General features: G+C 69.7%; 16 protein-coding genes. 2 read left to right on the top strand and 14 right to left on the bottom strand.

What is annotated here, in order from left to right; genetic code table 11:
- Nucleotides 1-3: 3 nt before the first annotated feature.
- Both leuB and VGO10_RS20120 read right to left on the bottom strand, forming a co-directional pair.
- Nucleotides 4-1,059 (bottom strand): 3-isopropylmalate dehydrogenase, encoded by a 1,056-nt coding sequence (leuB, locus tag VGO10_RS20125; protein WP_327471787.1) that lies wholly within the window; start codon nt 1,057-1,059, stop codon nt 4-6.
- Between the two features lie 50 nt (nt 1,060-1,109).
- Nucleotides 1,110-1,913 carry a serine protease gene (locus VGO10_RS20120; RefSeq protein WP_327471786.1) on the bottom strand — a complete coding sequence of 268 codons (804 nt, stop codon included), beginning with the start codon at nt 1,911-1,913 and terminating at the stop codon, nt 1,110-1,112.
- Nucleotides 1,914-2,054: 141 nt separating this feature from the next.
- Here VGO10_RS20120 and VGO10_RS20115 point away from each other — a divergent pair, with 141 nt between their 5' ends.
- Nucleotides 2,055-3,881, top strand: coding sequence for a methyl-accepting chemotaxis protein (locus tag VGO10_RS20115; RefSeq protein ID WP_327471785.1), 1,827 nt, complete (start codon nt 2,055-2,057; stop codon nt 3,879-3,881).
- Between the two features lie 20 nt (nt 3,882-3,901).
- Here the strand turns inward: VGO10_RS20115 and leuD are convergent, their stop codons facing one another.
- The 4 genes from leuD to VGO10_RS20095 all read right to left on the bottom strand — a co-directional run bounded on the left by leuD (nt 3,902) and on the right by VGO10_RS20095 (nt 7,018).
- A complete protein-coding gene (gene leuD / locus VGO10_RS20110; protein ID WP_327471784.1) occupies nt 3,902-4,480 on the bottom strand; it encodes a 3-isopropylmalate dehydratase small subunit in 579 nt (192 codons plus the stop codon).
- Nucleotides 4,481-4,518: 38 nt separating this feature from the next.
- Nucleotides 4,519-5,865, bottom strand: a complete 1,347-nt coding sequence (gene leuC / locus VGO10_RS20105; protein ID WP_327471783.1) for a 3-isopropylmalate dehydratase large subunit — start codon at nt 5,863-5,865, stop codon at nt 4,519-4,521.
- A 13-nt stretch (nt 5,866-5,878) separates the two neighbouring features.
- Nucleotides 5,879-6,475, bottom strand: coding sequence for an XRE family transcriptional regulator (locus tag VGO10_RS20100; protein WP_327471782.1), 597 nt, complete (start codon nt 6,473-6,475; stop codon nt 5,879-5,881).
- A gap of 102 nt (nt 6,476-6,577) precedes the next feature.
- On the bottom strand, nt 6,578-7,018 hold the full coding sequence (locus VGO10_RS20095; RefSeq protein ID WP_327471781.1) for a hypothetical protein: 441 nt from the start codon (nt 7,016-7,018) through the stop codon (nt 6,578-6,580).
- An 822-nt stretch (nt 7,019-7,840) separates the two neighbouring features.
- Here VGO10_RS20095 and VGO10_RS20090 point away from each other — a divergent pair.
- Nucleotides 7,841-8,782 (top strand): patatin-like phospholipase family protein, encoded by a 942-nt coding sequence (locus VGO10_RS20090; protein WP_327471780.1) that lies wholly within the window; start codon nt 7,841-7,843, stop codon nt 8,780-8,782.
- Nucleotides 8,783-8,792: 10 nt separating this feature from the next.
- Here the strand turns inward: VGO10_RS20090 and VGO10_RS20085 are convergent, their stop codons facing one another.
- The 8 genes from VGO10_RS20085 to VGO10_RS20050 all read right to left on the bottom strand — a co-directional run.
- Entirely contained in the window at nt 8,793-10,016 is a 1,224-nt protein-coding gene (locus tag VGO10_RS20085; protein ID WP_327471779.1) for a LamG domain-containing protein, read from the bottom strand.
- Between the two features lie 107 nt (nt 10,017-10,123).
- Nucleotides 10,124-11,743, bottom strand: coding sequence for a 2-isopropylmalate synthase (locus VGO10_RS20080; RefSeq protein ID WP_327471778.1), 1,620 nt, complete (start codon nt 11,741-11,743; stop codon nt 10,124-10,126).
- A gap of 177 nt (nt 11,744-11,920) precedes the next feature.
- On the bottom strand, nt 11,921-12,925 hold the full coding sequence (locus VGO10_RS20075; RefSeq protein WP_327471777.1) for a medium chain dehydrogenase/reductase family protein: 1,005 nt from the start codon (nt 12,923-12,925) through the stop codon (nt 11,921-11,923).
- A gap of 11 nt (nt 12,926-12,936) precedes the next feature.
- Entirely contained in the window at nt 12,937-13,344 is a 408-nt protein-coding gene (locus VGO10_RS20070) for a universal stress protein (RefSeq protein WP_327471776.1), read from the bottom strand.
- Nucleotides 13,341-14,891 (bottom strand): APC family permease, encoded by a 1,551-nt coding sequence (locus tag VGO10_RS20065; RefSeq protein ID WP_327471775.1) that lies wholly within the window; start codon nt 14,889-14,891, stop codon nt 13,341-13,343. The genes VGO10_RS20070 and VGO10_RS20065 overlap by 4 nt, the downstream gene beginning before the upstream one ends.
- 10 nt (nt 14,892-14,901) lie before the next feature.
- Complete coding sequence (locus VGO10_RS20060) at nt 14,902-15,765, bottom strand: ABC transporter permease (RefSeq protein WP_327471773.1); 864 nt, start codon at nt 15,763-15,765, stop codon at nt 14,902-14,904.
- Nucleotides 15,765-16,637 (bottom strand): ABC transporter permease, encoded by an 873-nt coding sequence (locus VGO10_RS20055; protein WP_327471771.1) that lies wholly within the window; start codon nt 16,635-16,637, stop codon nt 15,765-15,767. Before VGO10_RS20055 ends, VGO10_RS20060 begins: the two co-directional genes overlap by 1 nt.
- A partial coding sequence (locus VGO10_RS20050) for a spermidine/putrescine ABC transporter substrate-binding protein (RefSeq protein WP_327471769.1) occupies nt 16,637-17,347 on the bottom strand: 711 nt, incomplete at its 5' end. The genes VGO10_RS20050 and VGO10_RS20055, both read right to left, overlap by 1 nt.

Here is a 17,347-nt window from a genome sequence, read left to right as displayed (position 1 = left end):
TCGTTAACCCAGTGCCGCGAGCACTGCTGCCGTCGCCTCGGCGGTGCTCGCCGTCCCTCCGAGGTCCCGCGTCCGCAGCCCTTGGTCAAGGGCCTTGTCCACGGCCGATTCTAGGGCGAGCGCCTCGGATTCCAAAGCGAGGCCATGCCGGAGCAGCAAGGCGAGCGACAGGAACATGGCCAGCGGGTTGGCGACGCCTTGGCCGGCGATGTCCGGTGCCGAGCCGTGGACGGGCTCAAAGAGGCCGGGGGTGGGCGGGTCCGATCTCCTCCCCAAGGAGGCGCTGGGGAGCATCCCGATCGAGCCGGTGAGCATCGCGGCCTCATCGCTGAGGATGTCGCCGAAGAGGTTCTCGGTGACGATCACGTCGAAGCTCCGCGGGTTGGAGATCAATTGCATGGCGGCGTTGTCGACGAGGACATGCTCGAGCGTGACGTCGGAGAACTCCGCCTCGTGGAGCGCGACGACGGTCTGGCGCCAGAGACGGGAGGTCTCCAGGACGTTGGCCTTGTCGACGGAGCTGACCTTGTGGCGCGCGGTCTTGCGGGCGGCCTCGAAGGCCGTGCGGGCGATGCGCTCAATCTCCTCGACGCTGTAGGCGCAGAGATCTGAGGCCGTCGTCTCGGTGCGGGTCTTCTCGCCGAAGTAGATGCCGCCGGTGAGCTCGCGGACGACGAGCAGGTCGGTGCCGTCGATGATCTCGCGCCGCAGCGGGCTGGCGTCATAGAGCGCCGGCAGCGGGCGGACGGGACGCAGGTTGGCGTAGAGGCCGAGGCCCTTGCGCAGGCCCAGCAAGCCCTGCTCCGGACGCGGCTTGGTGGCGTCGGTTGTGTCCCACTTGGGACCGCCGACGGCGGCGAGCAGGACGGCGTCGGCGCGCTTGCACGCGGCCAGGACGTCGTCGGTCAGCGCGGTGCCGTGAGCGTCGATGGAGGCGCCGCCGAAGACGTGCTCCTCGACCTCGACGTCGGCGACGAAGCGCTGGAGGAGGTCGACGGTCGGGGCGAGGATCTCGGGCCCGATGCCATCTCCGGGAAGGGTGACGATGCGAGTGGCCATGCGGGGCGCCACCTTAGCGGCGACGCCCCGGCTGGCGACGACTGGCCCTTTTAGAAAGGCAGTCCCCCCTTGAAGGGCTCGGTCCCGTCAACGAGCGCGAGATCCGGGAAGCCGTGAGCGCGGGCGTAGGCGATCTCCTTGCCGATGTCGCCGACGCCGTTGGAGGCGACCAGCGGTGCCAGCGCGACGGTGCTGAGGATCCCGAGCGCCTGGCCGTCGGCGTTGAGGAACGCGCTGCCGGAGTCGCCCGGAATGCCCGGCGTCAAGGTGTAGAGCGTGTAGGACCAGCCTCCCGGACTGACCTCCACGACCTTGCCGCGCTTGGGGCTCAGCTGCGTGATGCCCTGGCGCAACTCGGAGTTGCCGTAGCTGTAGATGTCATCCAGCGCCGCGGCCGTGCCGACGCCAGTCGGGCCGCCCCACTTCGGGATCGACGGGTTGGTCTTGGCGACGTCGGCCGGATCGAGCTTGATCAGCGCCAGGTCGTTGTAGGCGCAGGTCTCCTCGTCGGCCTCGCCGCCGGCCTGCATGATCAGCCACGAGTTGTAGGCCAACGCTCCGGGCTTGGACGCGCCGGTGACGGTGACGGGCGTGTTCAGCGGCAGCGAGGCTGACGTGCAGCCGTCGGTGTCGGTCGAGCTGCCGGTGCCCGAGCAGTGCGCGGCCTGCCCGAGATAGGTCGCCCCACCGCTGGTGAAGACGAAGTTGGCGGTGCACTTCGCACCGTCGGTGAAGACCTGAACGCCGGGATGGACGGGAGCGCTGGCCGCAGGGGCCCACGCAGAGGCACCGGCCGGGACGGCCAAGGCCAGGGCGAAGATCGCGGCGACGCCTGCCAGGGCGTGTCGGGACATGTCGTTCTCTCCTCCTGCTGGTTTAGGACTGCACGAGCACCAACGGTCAAAGGCGCCAGGACTTGTGGAGGGCCTCAAGTGGCCGGTCCGGCGACCGACCGAAGAGCCCGACCTCCCCATTCCCGACGAACTCGGTCGTAAATGCATCGATTTGCCCTTACCATCGGGCGCAAGCTCGCGCTCGCGTTCGGTCTCGTCATCGCGCTGACACTGGTCGCGCTGGCCGTCGCGATGAGCGGCACGACCAAGTTGCGCGACAGCACCCAGGCGGTGGGCGACGATGTGGTGCCGGCTGTCCATCTGACCGGCCAGGCCACGACCGAGATCCGCCAGTTCCGCGTCGCGGAGCTCGAGCGCACGCTCGCGACCGATCCGGCGGAACAGCAGAGCCTCGACGGCGAGCTGATCGCCACGGCCACCACGGTGGACGGCGTCCTCGCCCGCCTGAACCGCTACGCGATGTCGTCACGGGAAGCGGCTGCGCTGCAGAGGACGAAGGCCGACTGGCTGACCTACCGCCGCATGTCCGGCACGTTCACAGCCGCGGCGGCCCGCGGAGGCGCGGTCGCCGGGTACGCCGTCCTCGCGGGCAAGGCCGACCGGGTCTACGACCGTGTCACGACCGACATCACCGCCTCCGGCGTCCTGACGGCGGCACGCGGCACCCACGAGGTCGAAGTCGCCAAGGCCGACGCCCGCACGACCCGGCGCAACCTGCTCATCGCGCTGCTGGCGGCGCTGGCGATCGGCGCCGCCGCCGCCGTCCTGCTCACGCGCTCGATCCGCCGCAGCGTCGCCGAGGTGCTGTCGCGGCTGTCATCGCTGCGCGACCACTGCGCCACCGACCTCAACGCCGGCTTGCACGCGTTCGCCGCCGGCGATCTGACACACAAGGTCGAGACGGTCACGCCGCCGATCCCCGATCCGGGCGCCGACGAGATCGGCGACATCGCCCGGGCGACCAACGACATCCGCGACAACTTCGTCGCGATGATCGAGTCCTACAACGCATCACGCGCCGCCCTCGGCGAGCTCGTGGGCGAGGTCGCCGGAACCGCGAGCGCGGTCTCGACCGCCTCGGAGCAGATGGCGACGACCTCCGACGATGCCGGACGAGCGATCAGCGAGATCGCCGACGCCGTGGGCGACGCCGCCGCCGGCGCCGAGCTTCAGGTGCGCACGATCGCCGAGGCACGGCGTCTTGCCGACGAGGTCGTCTCCGTTACCGGCCGCTCCGCCGACGATGCCGCGTCGACGGCCCGCGTCGCCGAGGAGGCGCGCGTTCTCGCCGGCCAGGGCGCCAAGGCGGTCGACGGCGCGACGGCGGCGATGGCATCGGTGCGCGAGGCGTCGGCCGGCGCGACCGACGCCATCCGCGCCCTGGGGACGAAGTCGGCCGAGATCGGCGGCATCGTCGACACGATCACCGGCATCGCGCGGCAGACCAACCTGTTGGCCTTGAACGCCGCCATCGAGGCGGCACGCGCCGGGGAGCAGGGCCGTGGTTTTGCGGTCGTCGCCGACGAGGTCCGCAAGCTCGCCGAGGAGTCCCAGACCGCCGCTGCCACGATCGCCGGGCTGATCGGCGACATCCAGGACGAGACGGCCCACGCGGTCGACGTCGTCGAGGACGGGGCGCGCCGGACGCGCGAGGGCTCGGCGGTCGTCGAGGACGCCCGCGAGGCGTTCGAGCGCATCGGCGGTTCCGTCGAGGATGTCACGGTCCGCGTCGGCGCGATCGCGGCGGCCGTCGAGCAGATCGCCTCCTCGGCCCGCGACATGGGCGAGCGGATGAGCGAGGTGGCCGCCGTGGCCGAGCAGGCCTCGGCCTCCAGCCAGCAGATCGGCGCCTCGACCGAGCAGACGTCGGCCTCGACGCAGGAGATCGCGGCATCGGCGCACGAGCTCGCGCGCACCGCCGCGAGCCTCGATGCGCTCGTCGCGCGGTTCACGCTGGCGCGGGACTGAGGAGCCCCGCGCCTGGCCTGCTAGACCTGCAGCGCGGTGGTGACCGGTCCCGAGCGCTGGCGGTCACGCTCGTAGGCGTCAATGGAGGCGCCTTGCTTGAGCGTCAGCGCGATGTCGTCGAGGCCCTCGAGCAGGCGGTGCTTGATCTCGGGGTCGATGTCGAACGATGCGGTCTCCAGACCGTTGGCGCCCTCCCAGCGGACCTCCTGGGAGGCGAGGTCGACCTGCGCGCTGCCAACGTCGGCGATCGCCTTGCACTGCTCGGCGGTGAGCTGCACGGGCAGCATGCCGATCTTGGTGCAGTTGGACTTGAAGATGTCGGCGAACGACGAGGCGATGACGACGCGGAAGCCGTAATCCTCCAGCGCCCACGGCGCGTGCTCGCGGCTGGAGCCGCAGCCGAAGTTGCGGCCGGTGACGAGGATCTGGTTGACCGGCAGGTCCCAGCCGTCCTCCTTGGCCCAGTCGTAGAACAGGAACTCGCCGAAGCCGGTGCGCTCGACGCGCTTGAGGAACTGCTTGGGGATGATCTGGTCGGTGTCGATGTCGTCGCGCATGAGGACCGACACCGGGCCCGTGATCGTTTCGATGGCCTTCATGATGATGTTGGTCTCGGTGGTTGGGGGTGGGTGGCGGGTTAGGCCCAGTTGCGGATGTCGACGAAGCGGCCGGCGATGGCGGCCGCGGCGGCCATCTCGGGGCTGACGAGGTGCGTGCGGCCGCCGGCGCCCTGGCGGCCCTCGAAGTTGCGGTTCGAGGTCGAGGCGCAGCGCTCGCCGGGCTCGAGCTTGTCGGGGTTCATCGCCAGGCACATCGAGCACCCGGCGCCACGCCAGTCAAAGCCCGCGGCGGTGAAGATCTCGTGCAGGCCCTCGGCCTCGGCCTGCGCCTTGACCTGGACGGAGCCCGGGACGACCATGGCGTACACGTCGCTTGAGACCTTCTTGCCCTCGACCATCTTGGCCGCGGCGCGCAGGTCGCCGATGCGCGAGTTGGTGCAGGAGCCGATGAAGACGCGGTCCAGCTTGATGTCCTCGATCGGCGTGCCGGCCTCCAACCCCATGTACTGCAGCGCGCGCTCCTCCCCCTCGCTGCCCGGGGTCGGGATCGACGCGGTGACCGGTGCGACCTGCGCGGGGTTGGTGCCCCAGCTGACCATCGGGCTGATCGCGGAGGCGTCGACGACGATCTCCTTGTCGAAGCGCGCGCCCTCCTCGGTGTAGAGCTCGGCCCAGGCTGGGTCGACCTCGGCGCCGTGCTCGTCGACCCATGCGAACGTGGTCTCGTCGGGAGCGATCATGCCCGCACGGCCGCCGCCCTCGATCGTCATGTTGCAGACGGTCATCCGGCCCTCCATCGAGAGCGACTGGACGGCGGGGCCGGCGAACTCGACCACGTAGCCCGCGGCGCCGTCGACGCCGATCTGGCCGATCGTGGCCAAGATGAGGTCCTTGGCGGTGACGCCCTGGCCGAGCTCGCCCTCGTAGCGGATCCGCATCGACTTGGGCTTGTTCTGGACCAGGCATTGCGTGGCCAGGACGTGCTCGACCTCGCTGGTGCCGATGCCGAACGCCAGCGCGCCGAAGGCGCCGTGCGTGGCCGTGTGGCTGTCACCGCAGACGATCGTCATGCCCGGTTGCGTGAGGCCGAGCTCCGGCCCGATGACGTGCACGATGCCCTGGTGCTCGGAGCCGAGCGAGTAGATCGGGATGCCGAACTCCGCGCAGTTGCGCTCGAGCGTCTCGACCTGCGTGCGGCTGAGCACGTCCTTGATGCGCGCCGCGGTGGGCGTGCCGTCGGTCGGGACGTTGTGGTCGGCGGTGGCGACCGTGCGATCTGGACGGCGGACGGGGCGCCCGGCAAGGCGCAGGCCGTCAAAGGCCTGCGGGCTCGTGACCTCGTGAACGAGATGGAGGTCGATGTAGATCAGTCCGGAGGCGACCTCGTGGGCCTCCCAGATCTTGTCGAACAGGGACTTGGGCATCTTGGTGTTCTTCCTAACTTCTGCGCAGACCGGCGCTGACGACTGCGAGCAGCACGGCCTCGCCGGGTCCGGGGTTCTCAAAGCGGTGCGCCAAATCGGCGTCAAAGGTCACGGTGTCGCCCTCGTGCAGCTCATGCTCGGCGCCGTCGATGTGCAGCGTGACGGTGCCGCGCTCGACGACCGCGATCTCACGGCTGCCCGGCTCATGCATCGGCGGATCACCCTCACCGCCGGTCGCCGCACCCGGCGCCAGCTCATGGCGGCTGAGCTCGGCGCGCTGGCCGGGCAGCGGCGGGGTGAGGATCTCGAACTCATGACCGGCGGCGCCCCCACCGCGGCGGCGGTCAGCCGTGCGGACGATGCTGACGCTGTCGGCCTCGTCGAGGCGCAGCAGTTGACTGAGGCGCAGGTCGAGGCCGTTGGCGATGCGGCTGGCGACGGCGAGCGTCGGGCTGGTCTCACCGCGCTCGACCTGGGAGAGCATCGGGGCGGAGACGCCGGAGCGCTCGGACAGGTCGCGAAGCGACAGATCCATCGCCTCGCGGAGTGCGCGGACGCGAGGACCGATGTGGATCTGCTGGTCGAGTTGGTGGGCGGAAGCGACGGCCATGAGCGAGGCGCGTACGTTATCACGTACAAATGTCTGATGGCGCTGTTGGGGTGACATCCGGGTCGCGGCGGTGGTGCCGCGACCCGGATGCGTTGCCTGGCGTCAGGCCATGCGGACGGCTTTGGCGTAGGTGCTGAAGAGGCGGTCCAGCGCCTGTGCCGCGAGGCGGTCGTGGGTGATCTCGGCCAGCGTCTCGGGTGAGATCGGGCCGTTGTGCTCGGGCAGGCGGTCGGCGTTGCTCATCGCGAGGTCGTAGCGGCGCAGGCCGAGGAGGTTGATCAGGTCCTCGGTCAACGGGACTTCGAAGGTCTCCTGGGCCGGGTCGACCTTGTCGGGGTCACAGCCGACGGCGTCAACGAGATCGAAGACGTCGCGGTAGCGCAGGAACAGGCCGTGCTGGGCGTCGGGGCTGAAGTCGAGCAAGTCCTCGAACGGGTCGTGCTCGAACATCGCGACCTTCTTGGCCTCCTCGCGAAGGACGTCTGCGGTCTGGCGGTCGACGACGACCATCGTGGGCGCGTGGGTACGCTGCGGGGTACTCATGGAGCTTCTTTCTCCTTGGGTCATGCCCCCGGCCGTTCGTAGCGGCGCGGGGGTCATTTGTTTGGATGGAGGCGGAGCCTAGCGGGGTGGGCGGACGGAATTGCTTGACCGTGCAGAGGTGTTGCAAGGTCGCAATCTTGTCGCAGACCGACCACACCAACAACTCCGGGCTCCGGCGTCTGGGCGCTCAGCGCAACCGTCTTCGTCGTGTGCGACGTGGTCTGTCGGCACCGAGGGAGTGAGCGGGATCGGTCGTTCGCGGCGTTGGCTCGTCATCCGCTTTGGCCGCGTGCGGGTGGGCCTGTTGGCGGACGTGCTGCGTCCGTATACGGGCCCACACCGGTCCTCGCCAGCACCTCGCAAGCGGGCGGGCCTCCTTGCGGCCGGCATCCGTCCGCCGACAGGCCCACCCCGCGCTCGAGCCTCCGGGCAGGCGATGCGGGTCGTCTCACCCCTGATATGCGAAGGGCAGACGACCTCGATCGATGCGGGTCGATTCGGGCTCCAAGATGGAGCCGGAAACGCCCCGCACCTCCCGCGCCCCAGCACCCGCGGACGACAGACCAACGCCGCAAGCCCCCAACCCGCTTACTCCCCTCGATGCCGAACAGACGACGCCCGCACCCCGACCAACGCCCGCGCGGAACGCCTAGGGAGACGCGCCACCCAAGCGCTCGCAACACCAAGGCTTGCCCCGCGGTCAGCGCCCCACGACGCCAGTCTCAGGCGGTCCGCTACACGACCCAAGACGGGCCGCTCACAGCAAGACAGTCAAGCCCTCGACCAAGCCACGACCCAAGTCGCCGACTACCCTCCCACCCCATGCCACCCTCGGCACTCCTGCGACCCGACGTCCTGGTGCTCGCCGGCGGCGGCATCGTCGGCGAGGCGTGGATGCACGGTGTGCTCGCCGGCATCGAAGACGCGGCGGGCGCGGACTTCCGCAAGGTCGAGGCCTACGTCGGCACGTCGGCCGGTTCGATCGTGGCCGCGCGGCTCGCGGCAGGACGACGGCCGCCGCGACCCGACGCCACCGCCGAAGAGGACGCTGCGACCTGGAGCGCGGAAGGTCAGGCTGCGGAGACCGACGAGCCCACCGGCCTCCACGGCCTCGTCCGCGACGCCGCCCGCGTCGGCTGGGCCGTCAGCGAGCCGCTGACCAGCGCCGCCGTGACGGCGACCGCGCCGGTCGGCGCACTGGCGCGTGCGGCGATTCTCAGTCGCGCAGCCAGCCATGGCCGCCCGCTGCAGCAGTTGCACACCCGCGTCACGCGCTGGGGCGCGCGCTTCGACGGCCGGCTGCGCATCTGCACGGTCGACCGGCGCAGCGGGCGCCGCACGGTCTTCGGCGCGCCGGGTGCACCCGCGGCCAGCGTCGCCGACGCGGTCTGCGCCTCCTGTGCGATCCCGTGGGTCTTCGCCCCCGTGCGCATCGGCGACCGCGAGTACGTCGACGGCGGCGCGTGGAGCACGACGAACCTCGACGCGGCCCAGACCGGGCGCGACACCCATGTGCTGTGCCTTGATCCCGCCGCGTCGCTTGGTGGCCGTGATCGCCGAGCCGTCGCGGTGCGCAGCGCGTTCCGCGTCGCCTCCGAGCTGGAGCTCCAGAGCCTGCGCCGCCGCGGTGCCCAGGTCGCGCACGTCGCGCCCGACGACGGGGCGTCGACGGCGATGGGCCCCAACCTCATGGCGCCCAGCCGCACCGCCGGCGCACTGAGCGCGGGCTACGCCCAGGGCCGGCGCCTCGCAGCGCAGAGCTGATCAGCGGCGCTCAGCGCCGCACGGCGCGCAGGACCTCCAGCGCCGCCGACGAGCAGTCGGTGCGACCGACGACCTGCACGGCGACCGTGCCCCGACGGACCGGCTTGACCCCGAGACGTGCGCGGCCATTCCGCGCCGTCACCGCGCTCGCCAGCTTGCGGCGCGCAGCGTCGATCACGACCACGCGCGCGGACTTCAGTGGCTTGCCGCGCAGCGCGACGCGGACGGTCAGGACCGTGCGGCGGCCGGCGCGCACCCGTTTGCTGGCAGAACGCACGGCGCAGGCCCGCGCCGGCGCACCCGCGATAGGCTTTGGCGCCACGCCGTCGGCAGGCGGGCTGGCTGCCGCAAAGGAGGTTCCGGGTGCGATCGGGGCGAGCGTCGTCCGGCTGGCCGGCGCGTCGGCCTGGCTGTCTGCCGCCGTGGCGACCGGCACGCTCTCGGACGAGGGCGCGGCCGCGAGCGGACCGGTGGGCGTCGCCAGGAGGGCACTGTCGGCCAGCGTGCCGATGAAGTCCGGCGCCAGCGGCCCGCGCCACAGCCGGATGAGGTCGATGTCACCGCGCAGCGGCAGCGCGCACGTGCCCTGGTAGGTCCCGAAATAGGAATCGGACGAGGTCAAGCTGTAGGCGATGCTCTGCGGTGCGGCGATCGGGTCACCCACCGGATGGCCGTCGACGAACAGCCGCAGCGAACGCCCGTCGAAGACACCGGCGACGTGATGCCAGTCACCGTTCCAGACGTCGGCCGGGCCGGCTGCCGCGGTCACGTAGAAGCGCGAGCCGTCGAAGATGTAAAAGGCCACGCCGCCGTCATCGGCGGTGTACAAGCCGTAGGACCCGGCGAGGCAGCCCTGCGCGCCATGAGAGACCACGTAGCGGAACTGACCGGGGCTGGATGTTCCGCGCACCACGGCCTCCAGCGCCAGCGTCGTGGGCGCCAGCTGGGACGCGACCGGCAGCCGGACGAACCCGCGGCCATCGAAGCGCAACGCGCCGCCCGACAGGCCGGCGATGCGCTCGGGATCGCGCGCGTCGACGCCGTCGGTGAGCCCGAGCCGGCCGTCGAGACCGAAGGGACCGTCGTCGACGGCCGCCTGGCCGCCGTGCTCGTCAAATCGCCATTGGGCGACGACCGTGCTCTCGCTGGCAGCGGCCGTGCTCACCCCCACGCTCAGCGCCGCGAGGAGCAACACCACCAACTTGGTGACGCGCCCCCGTTCACGTCCCTGCATTCACGCTTCCCCCCGATTGCTCGCGTGCACCTCCACGGTACTCGGGCAGTCGGCCGGAACAGGCGCGTCTCCAGCTTGCGGACGAACGTCTGAGCGCAACTCCGGTTCTACGGCGTCTGCGCGAGCTCCGCGTCGGAGACCGCGGCGTGGGCCTTGGTCACCGCGTTGCCGAGCGCGCGGACGTAGGCGATCGCGGCCGCCTCGATGATGTCGGTCGTCACCGCCTGGCCGGCGCCGGTCACGCGCTGGCCGGTGAGCACGCCGGGCGTGTCGCTCTTGACCGCCTCCTCGGGCGAGCCGAGCTCGACGACGACGCTGACCTCGCCGAGCGCGTCCTGGCCACCCGTGACCGCGTCGATGCGGAACTCGCGCAGGCGGGCATCGATCTTCGTCGCGCTGTTGATCGCGCGGAAGATCGCGTCGACGGGGCCGTCACCGGTGAACGAGCCCTCGACGACCGCGTCGTCGGGGGTCCGCACGGCGACCGTCGCGTGCGGCGGGCGGCGGTTGGATGCCTCGACCTCAAACCACTCCAGCGCGTAGCCCTGGACGTCGGCGCGCAGCTCGTCGGTCACCAGCGCCTCGAGGTCCATCGCCGTGACCTGCTTCTTGCGGTCGGCGACCTCCTTGAAGCGCTCGAAGGCCTGCTTGAGCTGGGAGCCGTCGATCGTGTAGCCCAGATCCTCCAGCGCCTGGCGCAGCGCGGCGCGGCCGGAGTGCTTGCCGAGCACGAGCGAGTTGGCGTCCAGCCCGACGGAGCGCGCGTCCATGATCTCGTAGGTCTCGCGCGCCTTCAGCACGCCGTCCTGGTGGATGCCGGACTCATGCGCGAACGCGTTGCGACCGACGATCGCCTTGTTGGGCTGGACCGGGTAGCCGGTCAGGCGCGAGACCAGGCGGCTCGTCTTGGCGATCTCGGTCGTGACCGCGCCGGTCGTGTACCCCAGACGGTTGCGACGCGTGTGCAGGAGCATGATCAGCTCCTCCAGCGCCGCGTTGCCGGCGCGCTCGCCGATCCCGTTGATCGCGCACTCGATCTGGCGCGCGCCGGCCTGCAGGCCGGCGAGCGAGTTGGCGACGGCCAGGCCCAGGTCGTCGTGGCAGTGCACCGAGAGGACGACCCCGCGCAGATCGGGAACCAACCCGTACATCTCGGTCAGGAACTCCGCGAAATCGTCCGGTGTGGCGTAGCCGACGGTGTCGGGGATGTTGATGGTGGTGGCGCCCTCGTCGAGCGCGATCTGGACCACCTCGGCGGTGAACGCCGCTTCTGAGCGCGTCGCGTCCATCGGCGAGAACTCGACGTCCTCGCAGAGTGCCTTGGCCTGGGCGACCGATGCCCGCGCGAGGCCCTTGACGTCCTCGCGCGTGGACTGCAGCTGGTGCTCGATGTGGATGTCGGAGGTGGACAAGAACGTGTGGATCCGAGGTCGCTCGCTGTCGCGGATGGCCTCCCAAGCACGATCGATGTCGGCGCTGTTGGCGCGAGCGAGGCCGCAGATGATGGGGCCTTGTACCTCCCGCGCGATCGTCTGGACCGCGTCGAAGTCGCCCGGCGAGGCGATCGGGAAGCCCGCCTCGATGATGTCGATGCCGAGGCGCGCCAGCTGCTGGGCGATCTCGAGCTTCTCGGCCGCGTTCAGCGAGATGCCGGGCGACTGCTCGCCGTCGCGCAAGGTGGTGTCGAACAGCAGGACGCGGTTCGGGTCTTCGGGCAGGTTGGACATGTCGCTCTTCTCCGTTCGCTAAGGGCTCGTGTGCTGCGACTCTTCAGGCTGGTTCGCGGCTTCAGGCGGCCGCCACGCGCTGCTATTCCCCCTAGCGGGGGAGGAGAAGAAGTCGGAGGTCGAGCAAGAGGAACGACATGGACTACCCGCGAGCCTAGCAGGGGCGGGCGGGATCCTCTACGGCACCAACACGACCTTGCCCACGTTCTCGCGCGCCGCGATGATCCGGTGGGCCTCGGGCGCGTCGGCGAACGGCACGGCGGCGTGCACGACGGGATTGATCGTGCCGTCGGCGAGCAGCGCCCCCAGCGGCGTGATCCATGGCCCCAGCGTGCCGCGGTCATCCCACAGCGCGAGCATGTTGAGGCCGATGATCGCCTTGGAGGTGCTCATCTGGTCGATGAGGTTGAAGCCACGGAACATCCGGGCGGCCTGCGGGAGCACGCGCCGCAGGTTGCGCTTCTCGCCCTGCTGGATCGACGACGCCCCGTAGGCGACCAGACGCCCGCCGGCGCGCAGCAGGTCGTAGGAGCGCCGGAACGACTGGCCGCCGACCGCGTCGAGGATCACGTCGTAGGACGGCAGACCCTTCCACCAGCCGTCGCTGCGGTAGTCGATCGCGCGGTCCAGGCCCAGCTCGGCCAGCCGCGCGTGCTTGCCCGGCGACGCCGTGCCGTGGACCTCGGCGCCGGCCGCCTTGGCCAGTTGCAGCGCCGAGATGCCGACGCCGCCGGCTGCGGCGTGGATCAGCACGCGCTCGCCGGCCTGCAGCGAGCCGAAGCCGTGCAGCGCGGCCCACGCGGTCGCGTAGTTGACCGGGATCGCCGCGCCCTGCTCGAAGCTCAGGTTGTCGGCCAGCGGGATCACGTCGTTGGCGCGCACGTTGATGGTGTCGACGTAGCCGCCGAAGCGCGTCCCGGCCATGACACGGTCGCCGACGGCCGACGTGGTGACGCCCTCGCCCACCGCGGTCACCGTGCCCGACACCTCGTAGCCAACGACCGTCGGCAACGGCGGCGCGTCCTCGTAGAGGCCGACGCGGGCGAGCGTGTCGGCGAAGTTGACCCCGCAGGCGCGGACGTCGACCCGCACTTCGCCGGGACCGGGCGGCGGCGGGTCGGGACGCTCTTGGACCTGCAGGACCGACGGATCGCCCGTCTTGGTGATGACAACGGCTCGCATGGTGAGCGAGCCTATCCGGATGCCCGAACGACCAGCACCGGTCGCTCGCTGAGGTGCAGCAGCCGCGTCGGCGTCGCGCCGACCAGCGCGCTGCGCAGCGGGCGCTCGCCGTAGGAGCCCACGACGATCATCGTCGCGTCGACCTCCTCAGCCGCCGCGATCAATCCCTCCGCCGGACCTTGCATCCGCACCTGGGTCGTCACGGCCACGTCGCCGGCCTCGGCCAGCGCCTCGGCGACGACGGCTTCGCCACGCTCACGGATCGCCTCGTCGAGGTCGTGCAGCTCACCGCCCAGGCGCGGCGACTCGAAGGAGAAGACGACCAGCACGTCCTCCCCCAGCCGCGACGCCAACTCACGCGCACGCGCGTAGGCGGTCCGGGAGCCCTCGGTCCCGTCGTAGCCGACCACGAGCGTCATGCGGCCCCCTTGACGATGCGCTGGGTGACGGTCGCCGCGATCTCGGGGTCGACCGGCTCGGGCTTGCGGGTGAAGAACTCCGGCTGGGTCATGTGCTGGTAGATCAGCAGCACGATCCCGAGCACGATCATGATGATGGTGATGATCACCGGCGAGCCGATGCCGAGGACCGCCTTGGCGTAGCCGCCGTCGGCCTTGGAGTACTCGATCGTCGCCTTGACGAAGACGTAGGCCAAGATGATCGCGCCGAGCATCGGCAGGACCGCCAGGTAGAGGAAGTTCTTGACCGAGGCGAAGAGGTGGTGGCGGTAGAACCACGTGCAGGCGACGCCGGTGATCCCGTAGTAGAAGGCGATCGTCAGCGACAGCGAGGTGAACGCGTCGGCGATCAGGTTCTGGCTGAAGACCGACAACAGGATGAAGACGAACGCCGACACCGCGCCCATCCAGATCGTCGAGACCGACGGCGTCAGGTAGCGGGGATGGACGTCGCCGAAGCGCTTGGCCAGCGCGCCCTTGCGCGCCATCGACAGCGACGTCCGCGTCGCCGGCAGGATCGTCGTCTGCGTCGACGCCGAGGCCGACGTCAGCACCGCGATGATGAGCAGCTTGTCCAGCGGGCTGCCGAGCACGTCCTTGGCGATCGGCGCGAAGACGTCGGTCTGGTTGTCGATCAGCGACTGCACGCCGCCGAAGGCCTGCGAGGCCGTCGCGACGACGACGTAGATGCCCAGCAGGATGAACGTCGAGACGACCGCCGCCTTGCCCGAGGACGTCGCGCCGTCCTCGGTCTCCTCGTTGACGCTCACCGCGGAGTCCCAGCCCCAGTAGATGAAGATGCCGAGCAGGATGCCGCCCGCCAGCGCGCCGGTCGAGGAGATCTCCAGCGGGTTGAACCACGAGAACGCCGGGTGGATCGCACCCCTGGGATCCGACGTGTACACCTTGACCAGCGCGACCACGGCGAACAGCGAGAGCGTGGCGAACTCCATGCCCAGCAGCAGCTGCTGCGTGCGCGCCGAGAGCTCGATCCCGATGTAGCAAATGGCCGTCATCAGGACGATCCACACGACGCCGATGATCGTCACCACGATCGTCGACGGATCGTCGAAGCCGAAGAGCTGACACGAGTAGATGCCGGCGATCTGCGCGAGGCTCGGCATGACCAGCACATCGGCGACCAGCACCGCCCAGCCCGACATCCAGCCGATGCGCGGCCCCATCGCCAGCGTCACCCACGAGAACGTCGTGCCGCAGTCGGGGTCGGCGCGGTTCATGTAGTTGTAGGCCGCGGCGATGCAGCCCATCGGGATGAAGGCCAGCAGGATCACCGCCGGCGCCTGCAGCCCGATCCCGGCAACGGCCACGATGAACCCCAGCGTGGCGGCCAGGCTGTAGCCCGGTGCCGTGGAGGCCACGGCGATCACCACGTTGGAGATGTAGCTGATCGCGCCGGTCTTCAGGCCCTTGTCGCCTGGGGCGAAGCCCAGGCCCGCCATCCCCTCGGGGGCCGCGACGCTGTCGGCCTGGCCGGCTGAGCTCTCCATGGTCGCGACCCTAGCCGCGGGCGCTGGCTTCCGCCAGCTCCAGCCCGATGTCGGCCGGCGCGCCGCCGGTGGCCCGGACGTCACGCCTGGCGCGTGCGCGTTGCAGCGCGACGTTGAGCGCCATCAGCATGAGCACGGCAAGCAGCAGGATCGTCGCCAGCACGTTGACCTCGGCCGGCACGCCTTGGCGGGTGGCGCCGAAGATGAACAACGGGAACGTCTGCGTGGAGCCGGCGTTGAAGCTCGTCACGACGTAGTCGTCGACCGAGATCGCGGCCGCCAGCAGCGCGGCGCTGGCCACGCCCGGGGCGATCATCGGCAGCGTGACCTTGCGGAAGGTCGTCCACTCGGCCGCACCCAGATCCATGGCCGCCTCTTCGATATGCCGGTCCATGCCCTCCAACCGGGCTCTGACGGTCACCACCACGTAGGAGACGGTGAACATCACGTGGGCGATGATGATCGTGACCATCCCCGTCCCGACGTGCAGGGTCAGGAAGAGACCGAGCAGCGAGGCGCCTAGGACCACCTCGGGCGTGGCCAGCGGCAGGAAGACGAACAGGTCGGTCAGGGCCTTGCCGCGGAAGCCGTAGCGCACGAGCGCCAAGGCCATAAAGGTGCCCAGCGTTACAGCGATGATCGTGGTGACCAGCGCGATGATCAGCGAGTTCTGCAGCGCGGTGGTCAGGTCGGAGTTGGCGAACGGGTGTGCCCAGTGCTTGAGCGTGAAGCCCTGCCAGGTGAAGTTGAACCGACCCTTGTTGTCGTTGAACGAGTAGAGGATGATGATGAAGATCGGGATGAAGAGGTAGAGCAGGGCCAGGCCCGACCAGACCCCCAGGATCCCGGTGCGCAGACGATCGCGAGAGGACATTAGGCGGCCGCCTCTGTCAGCGACTTGGTCCCGAGCAATCGGGCGTAGATCAGGATCCCGATCAAGATCGCCGACATCAGAATGAACGACAGCGCGGCTGCCGTCGGGTAGTCCAAGATGTTGAGGAACTTGCTCTGGATGACGTTGCCGATCATGTACTGCTTGGGCGTCCCCAGCAGCGCGGCGTTGATGAAGTCACCCGACGCCGGGATGAACGTCAGCAGCGAGCCGGCGAAGATCCCGGGCAGCGCCAGCGGCAGCGTCACCTTGCGAAAGGCGGTCGCGCGGCTGGCGTACAGGTCGGTCGCAGCCTCGATCAGTCGCCGGTCGATCTTCTCCAGCGAGACGTAGAGCGGCAGCGCCATGAACGGCAGGAAGTTGTAGGTGATGCCCGCGATCACGGCCTTGGTCGAGGCCAGCAGGCGTCCGTTCTCCGAGATCAGGCCGACGTCTTGAAAGCGGCTGACCACCCAGCCGTTGTCGTTGAGGATCAGCTGCCAGGAGACCGTGCGCAGCACGTAGGAGGTGAAGAACGGCAGCACCACCAGCAGCAGCATGAAGTTCTTCCAGCGGCCTGCCTTGTAGGCGATGAAGTAGGCCAGCGGGAAGGCGATGACGAGGCAGAGGATCGTGGCGATGCCCGCGTAGAGCACCGAGCGCCCGAACTGCGTGGCGTAGTCGGAGATCGCGTTGGTGTAGGTCGCGAAGTGCCACTGCAGGGTGTAGCCGTCCTCGGGGTTGCCCGTCATCAGCGACACACCACCCTGGTTGACCAGCGGGATGGCGTAGAAGACGATCAGCCACAGCAGACCGGGCCCGAGGAACAGGTACGGCAGCAGGCTGCGGCGCCGGCGCAGGCTCAACCGCAGCATCAGGCCCCCGTCACGTCGGCCATCGCCGACTGCATCGTGCGCTCGTCGACCGGCGACAGCGCCGGGTAGGCGTGCAAGCGCTTGCGGACGTCGTCTGGAGGGAAGATCAACGGGTTGTTGGCGATGTCAGGGTCGGTCTTGAGCAGGACCTCCTTGGCCCCCTCCACCGGCGTGATGTAGTTGACGTAGGCCGCCACCTTGGCCGCCACCTCGGGCTCGTAGTAGTAGTTCATGAGCACCTCGGCGCCGTAGGGATGGGCCACGTGCTTGGGCATCATCATGTTGTCGGTGAACAACATGGCGCCCTCCTTGGGGTAGATGAACTCCAGGTCGGGGTTGTCGGCCTGCAGCTGCACGAGGTCACCGGAGTAGGCGACCGCGACCCAGACGTTGCCCTTGGCGAGGTCGGTCGTGTAGTCGTTGCCGGTGAAGCGGCGGATCTGGCCCGCGTTCTTGGCGACCTTGATCTTCTCGATCGCCTTGAGGATGTCGTCGATCTTGGCCGTCGACGCGTCGATGCCCATCCCCAGCAGGACGAGGCAGGCTGAGTCGTAGGGCTCCTGGAGCATGGTGACCCGACCCTTGAAGGCCGGATCGAAGAGGTCGTTGACGCTCTCGAGCTTGCGCCCCGTCTTCTTGGGGTTGTAGCCGATCCCGACGCCGCCCGACTGCCATGGCAGCGTGTAGGTGCGCTGCGGGTCGTAGTTGAT

The sequence above is a fragment of the Baekduia sp. genome (assembly GCF_035996765.1).
In the GTDB taxonomy this organism is placed as follows: Bacteria; Actinomycetota; Thermoleophilia; order Solirubrobacterales; family Solirubrobacteraceae; genus Baekduia.
Note: the sequence above shows the minus strand (reverse complement) of the source record. Positions and strands in the feature narration are given on the sequence as shown.